Source organism: Brevibacillus sp. LEMMJ03 (genome assembly GCF_007197875.1).
Classification (GTDB): Bacteria; Bacillota; Bacilli; order Brevibacillales; family Brevibacillaceae; genus Brevibacillus; species Brevibacillus thermoruber.
On the sequence record NZ_VKJN01000005.1, the window covers coordinates 281,290 to 291,708 of the forward strand.

The 10,419-nt window shown below is 60.2% G+C and carries 9 protein-coding genes; 1 reads left to right on the forward strand and 8 read right to left on the reverse strand.

Annotated elements, in window-relative coordinates:
* Window positions 1-152: 152 nt before the first annotated feature.
* The 7 genes from lonB to rph all read right to left on the reverse strand — a co-directional run bounded on the left by lonB (window position 153) and on the right by rph (window position 7,603).
* Window positions 153-1,844, reverse strand: coding sequence for an ATP-dependent protease LonB (gene lonB / locus FOI68_RS09355; protein WP_029097520.1), 1,692 nt, complete (start codon window positions 1,842-1,844; stop codon window positions 153-155).
* A gap of 346 nt (window positions 1,845-2,190) precedes the next feature.
* Window positions 2,191-3,456: an ATP-dependent protease ATP-binding subunit ClpX gene (gene clpX / locus FOI68_RS09360; protein ID WP_029097521.1), complete on the reverse strand. Its 1,266-nt coding sequence runs from the start codon at window positions 3,454-3,456 to the stop codon at window positions 2,191-2,193.
* Window positions 3,457-3,476: 20 nt separating this feature from the next.
* Entirely contained in the window at window positions 3,477-4,064 is a 588-nt protein-coding gene (gene clpP, locus FOI68_RS09365; RefSeq protein WP_255309773.1) for an ATP-dependent Clp endopeptidase proteolytic subunit ClpP, read from the reverse strand.
* Window positions 4,065-4,236: 172 nt separating this feature from the next.
* Entirely contained in the window at window positions 4,237-5,529 is a 1,293-nt protein-coding gene (gene tig, locus FOI68_RS09370) for a trigger factor (protein WP_029097523.1), read from the reverse strand.
* A 131-nt stretch (window positions 5,530-5,660) separates the two neighbouring features.
* Complete coding sequence (locus FOI68_RS09375; protein ID WP_035300311.1) at window positions 5,661-6,185, reverse strand: metallophosphoesterase family protein; 525 nt, start codon at window positions 6,183-6,185, stop codon at window positions 5,661-5,663.
* Window positions 6,186-6,225: 40 nt separating this feature from the next.
* Window positions 6,226-6,828 carry an XTP/dITP diphosphatase gene (locus FOI68_RS09380; RefSeq protein ID WP_035300314.1) on the reverse strand — a complete coding sequence of 201 codons (603 nt, stop codon included), beginning with the start codon at window positions 6,826-6,828 and terminating at the stop codon, window positions 6,226-6,228.
* Window positions 6,821-7,603 (reverse strand): ribonuclease PH, encoded by a 783-nt coding sequence (gene rph, locus FOI68_RS09385; protein WP_035300316.1) that lies wholly within the window; start codon window positions 7,601-7,603, stop codon window positions 6,821-6,823. Before rph ends, FOI68_RS09380 begins: the two co-directional genes overlap by 8 nt.
* 243 nt (window positions 7,604-7,846) lie before the next feature.
* Here rph and FOI68_RS09390 point away from each other — a divergent pair, with 243 nt between their 5' ends.
* Entirely contained in the window at window positions 7,847-9,088 is a 1,242-nt protein-coding gene (locus FOI68_RS09390) for an MFS transporter (protein ID WP_143862937.1), read from the forward strand.
* A 60-nt stretch (window positions 9,089-9,148) separates the two neighbouring features.
* Here the strand turns inward: FOI68_RS09390 and FOI68_RS09395 are convergent, their stop codons facing one another.
* Window positions 9,149-10,213 carry a GerMN domain-containing protein gene (locus FOI68_RS09395; RefSeq protein ID WP_029097528.1) on the reverse strand — a complete coding sequence of 355 codons (1,065 nt, stop codon included), beginning with the start codon at window positions 10,211-10,213 and terminating at the stop codon, window positions 9,149-9,151.
* Window positions 10,214-10,419: the final 206 nt, after the last annotated feature.

Genomic DNA, 10,419 nt, shown 5'->3' on the forward strand with positions numbered 1-10,419 from the left:
ATGCACCTCTCCTTGATCTGTACGAATTGCCTGCTTAACATGCAAAAACGGCTCCGACAGCCGTTTTTGAACATCGCGGAAGCTTCGCAGTGAAGCTTTTTATCATTGTAGCGCAAACGGAATCCGATGTCTAATCTCCGGGCACACCGCCGTTACAACGACAGGGGCGAAGAGGCGAGATCTTCCGCAGGAAGCTGCAGGGTGAAACCGGCGCTCTCCGTCTCCGGTTCCGCCAGGAGGGCCAGCTCGATCGCCTGCTGGACGGTGGAGACGGGAATCACCTCGATGCCCTTCATATCGGCAAACAGCGACTGCCAGTTCTCCTCGGGAATCAGCACGCGTTTCGCCCCCGCCTGCCGGGCCGCTTCCACCTTGGCAACCACGCCGCCGACCGGTTTTACCTTGCCGTGGATGCTCACTTCCCCCGTCATGGCAACCAGGTTGTCCACCGGCCTCTCCTTGATCGCCGAATAAATGGCGGCGGCAATCGTGATGCCCGCCGAGGGACCGTCTACCGGCACGCCGCCGGGAAAGTTGATGTGCAGGTCGTAATCGTACGGCTGGACGCCCAGCCGGTTCAGCACGGTCAGCACGTTTTCGATCGAGCCTTTGGCCATCGACTTGCGCCGGATCGTCCGGCTGCGGCTGCCCATTTCCTCTTCTTCGACCAGGCCGGTCATGGTGACGCGGCCGGCCCCGGGTGCCGCCGCCCGGCTGGCGGTCACCTCCAGCTCCATCACGCTGCCCATGTTGGGGCCGTACACGGCCAGGCCGTTGACCAGTCCCACCTGCGGCGAGTCATGCACCCGCTTTTCCTGGCGCGGCGACTTTTGGCTGCTGTGCACGACCCACTCCACGTCGACGGCGCGGATCGTCGAACGCCCCTCGGTCAGCGCGATCCCCGCGGCGATCTGCAGGGTGTTGATCGCTTCCCGGCCGTTGGTGGCGTACCGTTCGATGACGCCGACGGCCTCGTCCTCCATCGTCATGTCCATCTTGGAGACGGCGGTGCGGACGATGCTCCCGATCTCCGCCGGCTTGAGCGGTCGGAAAAAGATCTCCAGGCACCGGGAGCGGAGCGCCGCCGGCAGTTCTTCCGGCATCCTCGTCGTCGCTCCCACGAGGCGGAAATCGGCCGGCAGTCCGTACTTGAAAATCTCGTGGATGTGGGACGGAATCTGCGTGTTCTCTTCGCTGTAGTAGGCGCTCTCCAGCATCACTTTGCGGTCTTCCAGCACTTTCAGGAGCTTGTTCATCTGCACCGGGTGCAGCTCGCCGATTTCATCCAGAAACAGCATGCCGCCGTGCGCCTTGGTCACCGCCCCCGGCTTCGGCTGGGGAACCCCTGCCTGCCCCAAGGCACCTGCCCCCTGGTAAATCGGATCGTGCACGGAGCCGATCAGCGGATCGGCGATGCCCCGTTCGTCAAAGCGGGCAATGGTCGCGTCAATTTCCACAAACTTGGCGTCGCTGGAAAACGGCGACAGCGGATTCCGCTTCGCTTCTTCCAGCACGACGCGGGCGGCTGCCGTCTTGCCGACGCCCGGCGGACCGTAGATGATGACATGCTGCGGATTAGGCCCGCACAAGGCGGCACGCAGGGCGCGCAGCCCATCCTCCTGTCCGACGATCTCTTCCAGCTTGGACGGCCTGGTCTTCTCCGAGAGCGGTTCCGTCAAGGCGATCATCCGCATCCGCCGCAGTTGGTCCAGGTCCTTGCGCGACTCCCGGTCACTCGATGTTTTGGTCGTCCGCTGGGCGCGGAGCAAATTCCAGAAATAGGTTCCTATGATGATCCCGACGACTACTTCGATGCAGGCAATCACCAATGTGGTATAGTCCATCCGTTAACCCTCCCACGCTCACTGTTCGCACCGCTTCCGGAAGAAACGCTTCTGTTGCAGTCAACACGGCAAAAGCCGGTTCTTCCCTCGAGGATGCTTGTGTTTGCCGTATCAGGCCGCGATCGCGAGAAGTTCCTTCCTGATACAGTGATCCAATCAAAAAGCGTCTCGTGAACTATATTGAGTAGTATTGCCTCGCAATCGCGGGCGTAAACAAGCCGATCCGGCATTCCCCGCCGCTTGGGCGGCGGGCGCAGCGGGCCGGGCGAACGGGAGCGACGGGAGCGCAAACGAAAAACCACCCCGACGATCGGGGTGGTATGGCTGGCGTTTCCAGCGGTGCCGGTTACGCGCTTTCGTTTTTCAGTTCGCGGCCTTCCTTGGTCATCAACTGCGGCTTCACCTTGTCGCGCACGGTTTCTTCGGTGATCACGCACTTGCTGATGTCTTCTCGGGACGGCAGTTCGTACATCATGTCGAGCATGATCTGCTCGATGATGGCGCGCAGTCCGCGGGCGCCGGTGTTCCGCTTGATCGCCTCCTTGGCGATCTGCGTCAGCGCTCCCGGTTCGAACTCCAGCTCTACGCCGTCCAGGCTCAGCAGTTTTTGGTACTGCTTCACCAGCGAGTTTTTCGGTTCGGTCAGGATGCGGACCAGTGTTTCCTCGTCCAGCGGTTCCAGCGTGGCCAGCACGGGGAGACGGCCGACAAATTCCGGAATCAGCCCGAACTTGAGCAGGTCTTCCGGCAGCACGTACTTCAGGTACTCGCCCGGCTTCAGGTCGCCTTTGACGCCGTCGCTGAAGTCGGTGCCGAACCCGATCACCTTTTTGCCCAGACGGCGCTTGATGATCTGCTCGATGCCGTCAAACGCCCCGCCGCAGATGAACAGGATGTTGGACGTGTCGATCTGGATGAACTCCTGGTGCGGATGCTTCCGACCGCCCTGCGGCGGCACGCTGGCAACCGTCCCCTCGAGAATTTTCAGCAGCGCCTGCTGCACGCCTTCGCCGGATACGTCGCGGGTGATCGACGGATTTTCCGACTTGCGGGCCACCTTGTCGATCTCGTCGATGTAGATGATGCCCTTTTCCGCCTTCTCCACGTCGTAATCGGCTGCCTGGATCAGCTTGAGCAGGATGTTTTCCACGTCTTCGCCCACGTACCCCGCTTCCGTGAGGGAAGTGGCGTCGGCGATGGCAAACGGCACGTTGAGAATCCGCGCCAGCGTCTGGGCCAAGAGCGTCTTCCCGCTTCCGGTCGGGCCGATCAGCAGGATGTTCGACTTTTGCAGCTCCACATCCTCGATCTTGGCGCCGGAGTTAATCCGTTTATAGTGGTTGTACACCGCCACCGAGAGGGATTTTTTCGCCAGATCCTGGCCGATCACGTAGTCGTCCAGGATTTTGCGGATCTCCATCGGCTTGGGGATTTCCTTCATGTCGATTTCTTCTTCCGTGCCCAGCTCTTCCTGGACGATTTCGTTGCACAGCTCGATGCACTCGTCGCAGATGTACACGCCGGGCCCGGCCACCAGCTTGCGCACCTGCTCCTGCGATTTGCCGCAGAAGGAGCATTTCAGCTGGCCTTTGTCGTCGTTAAACTTAAACATGCGCTTCACCTCACAACGGGTCAGTTTTTCCGTTCAATAATGGCGTCAATCAATCCGTACGCTTTGGCTTCCTCTGCGCTCATGAAGTGGTCACGATCGGTGTCCTTTTCCACACGTTCGTATGGCTGACCCGTCCGTTCCGCCAGGATTTGGTTGAGCTGGCGCTTCGTTTTCAAAATCCAGTCCGCGTGGATGCGGATGTCCTCCGCCTGGCCGCGTACGCCGCCGAGCGGCTGGTGAATCATCACTTCGCTGTTCGGCAGGGCAAACCGCTTCCCTTTTGCCCCCGCCGCCAGCAGGACGGCTGCCATGCTGGCCGCCATGCCGATGCAGATGGTGGACACGTCCGGCTTGATGTGCTGCATCGTGTCGTAGATGGCCATGCCCGCCGTCACGGAACCGCCCGGAGAGTTTATGTAGAGCTGAATGTCCTTATCCGGGTCTTCCGCCTGCAGGAACAGCAGTTGGGCGACCACCAGGTTGGCCACTTCATCGTCGATCTCGCTGCCGAGAAAGACAATCCGGTCCTTCAGCAGGCGCGAGTAAATGTCGTACGCGCGCTCGCCGCGGTTCGTCTGTTCAATGACCATGGGGATTAGCATATGTATCTCCTCCTCTGCTGTCAAAGAGGTAGTGTGCAGCCGCCGGTACGAGGGCTGCGGCCGAAAAAACGCAAGATGGTGAAAAACAAGGCACGAACATTATCGTGCCTTGTATATCGCTTGGCAGTCGGGTCAAGCGGGAACCTGCCTGCCGGTCGTTCATGCGTTCTTCCTAAGCTTATGCACTGACTTTGTTTTCTGCAACCAGGAAATCGACCGTCTTCCGCGTCTGCACGTCGCGGTACAGGGCAGCCATACCGTCTTGAGCGGTGAAGATTTTGCGCAGTTCGTCGGCAGGACGACCGTATACGCCCGCCAGCTTGTTCAGCTCTTCGTTCACATCTTCTTCGGTCGCGGTGATGTTCTCCGCCTTGGCGATTGCCTCCAGGGTCAGCGCGGTGCGCACGCGGGTGGTCGCGTCAGGGCGAAGCTGTTCGCGAAGCTGGCTTTCATCGGTGCCGGAGAACTGGTAGTACAGGTCCAGGTTCAGGCCTTGGAACTGCAGACGCTGACCAAATTCGTTCACCATTTGGTCCAGTTCGTGCTCGATCATTACGTCCGGAATGTCGATTTCGGCGTTTTCCGCCGCTTTCAGCACGAGCTGCTCGCGGATGTACTGCTCTTTCTCCTGAGCCGCTTTTTCTTCCAGCTTTTTCTTGGTGTCAGCCTTCAGCTCTTCCAGCGTGTCGAACTCGCTCACGTCTTTGGCAAACTCGTCGTCCAGCGCCGGCAGGTTTTTGCGCTTGAGGCCGTTCAGCTTCACCTTGAAGACCGCGTCTTTGCCGGCCAGGCTCGGAGAGTGGTACTGTTCCGGGAAGGTTACGTTGATCTCCTTCTCCTCGCCTACGTTCATGCCCACCACCTGCTCTTCAAAGCCGGCGATGAACGTGCCGGAGCCCAGTTCGAGGGTGTAGTTTTCTGCTTTTCCACCCTCAAAGGCAACGCCGTCCTGGAAGCCTTCGAAGTCGATCACGGCCAGATCGCCGTTTTGCGCCGGGCCTTCTTCCACGGCCACCAGCTCGGCGTGGCGCTCCTGCATGCGCTTCAGTTCGGCTTCCACGTCCGCGTCGGTGACGTTGAACTCTTTCGATTCGATGGTCAGGTTTTTGTAGTCGCCCAGCTTCACTTCCGGCTTCACCGTTACGGTCGCCTTGAAGATGAGAGGTTTGCCCTTTTCCATCTGCTCAACGTCCACCTCGGGACGGTCAACCGGTTCGATGCCGGTTTCCCGCACAGCTTGTCCGTAAGCGGCCGGAAGCAGGATGTCCAGAGCATCCTGGTAGAGCGCTTCCACGCCAAAACGCGCTTCGAACAGCTTGCGCGGCACTTTTCCTTTGCGGAAGCCCGGAACGTGCACGTTCTTCACGACCTTTTTGAACGCCTGATCCAATGCCGCATCCACTTGCGAAGCATCTACTTCAACCGTCAGGACCCCCTGGTTATTCTCTAACTTTTCCCATTTTGCTGCCACGTAAACTTCCCCTCCTAGATTGAATCCACAGAACACCGCCCGCAGTGACCGGTTTGCAGTCGGCACGGGCGATGCAATTCTAGCCATTATAACCATTTAAGTATAGCACATATTCACCATTTTTCAAGAAGTCAGCGCCGCAGGGAAAAACTCCCCCCCAGCCGGTCCAACGGGTTGCCGCGGTGGTCGTAATAGGTGACCTTGACGCGCACTTCCCGCTTTTTCGTCTCAAGCTGTTCCAAGTACGCGTAGGTGGGAACGTCAAAACCGCGGGGGAGCTGCAGGCTGCCCGGGTTGAGAAACAGGATGCCCCGCTCGACGCCGCAGACCGGAACGTGGGAATGGCCGAACAGCACAACGTTGGCCCCCGTTTCCTCCGCCCGGTAGTGCAGCCGCATGAGCGAGCTTTTCACCCCGAACAGGTGGCCGTGCGTCTGCAGGATTTTCAGGTCCTTCCACTCGGTCAGCTGTTCGTCGGGAACGTCCCCGGCCGCATCGCAGTTGCCCTTGACCAGAACCATGCCGGCAAAGGGTTCCCGCTGCCGGTCGACGCAAAAATCGCCGCAGTGAAAGACCTTGTCCGCCGCGTGGCGTTCCACCGTCTCTTTCACTTCGCGAACCAAGCCGTGCGTGTCGCTCAGGATCAGAATGCCCACTGTACCGCACTCCCTTCTGCCTGTATTCTGCCGCGAACCGCTATCCCTGCCGCTTGATCGCCGCCAGCAGATTGCGCATCGCCATCGCCCGGTGGCTGATGCGGTTTTTCTCTTCCGGCGACAGCTGCGCCATGGTCAGCCCCTTGTCCGGCAGGTAAAAGACCGGGTCGTACCCGAAGCCGTTGGTGCCCTGCGGGGCTTCGGCGATGACGCCCTCACAGGTGCCTTGGGCCACTACGGGGTCGCTGCCCGGTTCCGCCAGGACGAGCACGCAGCGGAAACGTGCCGTCCGCTGCTGTGCCGGCACTCCGCGCAGTTCGTCCAGCAGCTTTCGCCAGTTCTGCTCATCGCTGGCGTGTTCGCCGGCATAGCGGGCGGAATAGACGCCGGGGCGTCCCTCCAGCGCGTCCACTTCCAGGCCGGAGTCGTCGCCCACGGCCGGCATGTTCAGGTATGTAGCAACGGTCATCGCTTTTTTCAAGGCGTTGGCTTCAAACGTGTCGCCGTCCTCCACCACTTCCGGCACGCCTTCAAACGCGTCCAGGCTGACGCCTTCCCAGCCCAGTTCGGCGAACAGGCTGTTGAATTCCTTTACCTTTCCTTTGTTCCGCGTCGCCAGCACCACTCGTTTTCGCTCAGACATGACTCTCCTCCGCCACCGTTTCCTGATCGTTTTCGTTGTCGTCCGCAAACGTCAGCGGTACGTCGGCCAGCGCTTCCTTTTGCGCGGCAATCAGTCCGTCGATGCCTTTTTTCGCCAGGGAAAGCAGTTCCTGAAGCTGCTCGCCGGTAAACGGCGCTTCTTCGCCCGTGCCCTGCAGTTCGACAAATTTGCCCCGTCCGGTCATGACGACGTTCATGTCCACCGTGGCCGTCGAATCTTCTTTATAATTGAGGTCCAGCATCGGGTGGCCGTCGATGATGCCGACCGAGGTCGCCGCCAGAAAATCGCGCAGCGGCAGCTGCTTCAAGGTACCGGCCTCCACCAGCTTTTGCATCGCGTCCACCATCGCCACAAATGCGCCGGTGATCGCCGCCGTCCGTGTACCGCCGTCGGCCTGGATCACGTCGCAATCCAGCCAGATGGTGCGCTCTCCCATCGCTTCCAACTGAACGACCGAGCGCAGCGCACGGCCGATCAGCCGCTGAATTTCCATGGTTCGTCCGCCCACTTTGCCTTTGGACGATTCCCGTGGGTTGCGTGACTCCGTGGCCCGAGGAAGCATGGAGTATTCGGCTGTAATCCACCCTTTTCCGCCTCCGCGCATGAACGGCGGCACGCGATCCTCCAGTGTCGCCGTACAGATTACCTTGGTGTCTCCTACTTCGATTAGACAAGAACCTTCCGCGTGTTTGATGTAATTGCGCGTAATCTTGACTGGGCGCAATTGGTCACGGTCACGGCCATCAAGTCTCATTCCATGTTTCCTCCTAGCTTGCTATCGTCAACTCCGCTCATTATACCAGACGCAGGAAACCCTCTGCCACTCCGCAAACGCCTGGAACGCATTTCCGAAGCTGCGGAAAAATCCGCCGCCGAAAGCCCTGAGAAAAATCCATCCGTTCGGCGGGAACGAAACTCCGGCAAAGAGGGGTCTTGCGCACACAAACAAATTTGACTAACATCTAATTAGACAATTAACTAATTAAGGGTGATTCTTATGACGTCCTCCCTGCTTTTGCGTCAAGCCAATTTTCGCAGGCTGCTGCTTGCCAACTTTTTCAGCGGAGTCGGGGATTGGTTCAACAGCGTCGCCGTCCTGAGCCTGCTGTTGGAGATCACCGGCACGGCCATGGCCGTAGGCATTACGCTGGCGCTCCGCACCTTGCCCTACCTGGTGTTCGGGCCGCTCGGCGGGATGCTGGCCGACCGCTTCAACCGCAAAGCCGTCATGGTCGCCTGCGACCTGGTGCGGGCGGTGATCGCCCTCTGCTTCCTGTTCGTCTCCTCCGCTGACGACGTCTGGATCGTCTACGCCGGAACGTTTGCCCTCGTCGCCTTTTCCGCGCTGTACAACCCGGCGAGGATCTCCCTGATCCCGGACGTCGTCGAACGCGATCAGCTCCTCTCGGCCAATGCGCTGGAGGAAAGCGTGTTCGGGATCGTGATGGCGGCCGGCTCGCTGGTCGGCGGCGTCTTTGCCGCCTATTGGGGGACGGATGCCGCGTTCGTCTGCAACTCGCTTTCCTTTTTGCTGTCCGCGGCGCTGATTCTGCGGATTTCCCTCCCCCCGCGATCAAGCGGTGTCCGACGTGAAGCGGACAAGGAGGAGCGCAAAGCGAACGAACCGTCCTACCGTGACCTGTTTTCGCTGATCCGCCAAACTCCCCTGGTCCTGTACACCCTGCTGATGACGACCTTGTGGCCGATCGGGGGAGGCATTCTCAACGTGCTGATCAGCGTCTACGCCTACCAGGTGTTTGCGGCCGGCAAAAGCGGAGTCGGTCTCCTCTACGGCGCGATCGGCCTCGGGTTCATCGTCGGCGGCGTGGCGGCCGATCTGCTGAAACGGCGGCCTTACCACATGGCCTCCTGCAGTCTCGCCGTCGAAGGCTTCGCTCACGTGCTGACCAGCTTCGCTCCCACCATTTACCTGTCGGCCGCCTGCTACGCGCTCTCCACCGTCGCCGGGGGGATGGGCAACGCCAGTCTGCGCACGCTCCTGATGCGGCATCTCGACAACGCGTACCACGGCCGTGTGTTCGCTCTCGAATCGACCATCTCCAGCGTGCTCATCGGCCTCTCGATGCTCGTCGGCGGATGGCTGCTCACCGTCTTTGAACCGCGGCTGCTCGGTTTTGCCGCCGGGCTGCTGATCACCCTCTGCTCGCTGATCCTCGGCGTCTTGATCTGGCAGGCCTCCCGGACAGCCGATAGCGCCGCCCCGGCTCAACCGGACTGACAGGTCCGCCGCAAACAAAAAACCACGCCTGCCGATTCGGGCGTGGATTCTCGCGCGCTGTCAAAACTGCATCGTGTTGATGTGGACTGGGCGGGCGACCGGCTTGGTGAAATCGTACGTTCCGCTGGTGAGCGGCTTGCCTTCCACCAGCAGTTGAACCTGTTTGGCCCCTGTGCTTTCGGTCAGCGAGAGAACCAGCGACTCCAGCGCTTCCGGATTGGCTTCCCTGCCGTCGTCGTACCTGAGGATGTCGCTGCTCAGATCGACGGTGACCAGGTCATTCTCCTGCTTCACATTCAGCACCCGGGTGGTGCGCAGGAGCGAGCTGAACAGCGGCGAATCGTCTTTCGGCCCTTTGATCAGCTCCTCCACCGCCGCTTTGGCCACGTTCTCCGTCTCCGGCACCAGGCGGGTGACCGGCACGAAATAGGAGCGCTTGTCATCCAGTTGTCCCTGGAAATAGACCGTGACCGACGTGGTGCGGCCGGGAACGGCCCCTTCCGCCAGCTCCAGGTTGATCCCGAGGCTGCGGTCCAGAGCGGACGAGATCGGGGTGCTGCCCACCGGCATTTCGGTAAGCGGCGTGCCGTTTACCCAGATCTGCACCCTCTTGACGTTGGCAAACTCGGTCAGCGCCCGGGTCACCGCGTCCAGAATCTGCTTTTCGTTCTTGCTGTCGTACGTTTTGAACTCCTTGGAAAAGTCAACCGTCGCCAATCCGTCCTTGATGACCAGCCCTTTTACCTCCGTCCCTTCGGGGAGCACCGCGGAAAAGCCGTTGGGGAGCAGGCTTTCCACCGGTCCGCCTTTGACCATGTAGGTCAGCACCTGTTTCGCCACCCCTTCCGTTTTGGGCAGGGTCAGCGTGAACGGCACCACGAATCCGTTGGCGTCCAGCAAGTAGACGGTGCGGTCGACCGACTCTGTGACCGCGGCCTCCGCCCCACCGGCTGTGCCATCCGTCGGCGGCAGACCGTTCGGTGTATTCTGGGCGGCTTCCGACTGCGGCGGGGGAGCATCGATGCTGGTGGCTTCCTTTTCCGGCCCGAAGAGACCGCACCCCGAAAGCAGCAGTGCGCTGACCCCAAGCACGGCCGTGATTGTGCCGATGCGATGTATCTTCATCATTACCCAGCCTCCTCCAGACACTTTGTACTATCATGTATACGAGCAGGGCTTGGGTTTATGCGTGAAATGTCTGAAAAGAGTGAGAGCTGGCAGAAGAAAAACAGCAGCGCCCAGGTTGGCGCCGCTTCAGACTGAAGACAAACCAATTGTATCGAAGGAGAAGCATGTTTCCAGGCAGAGCGACTTGTGAAGCCCTACCGAGC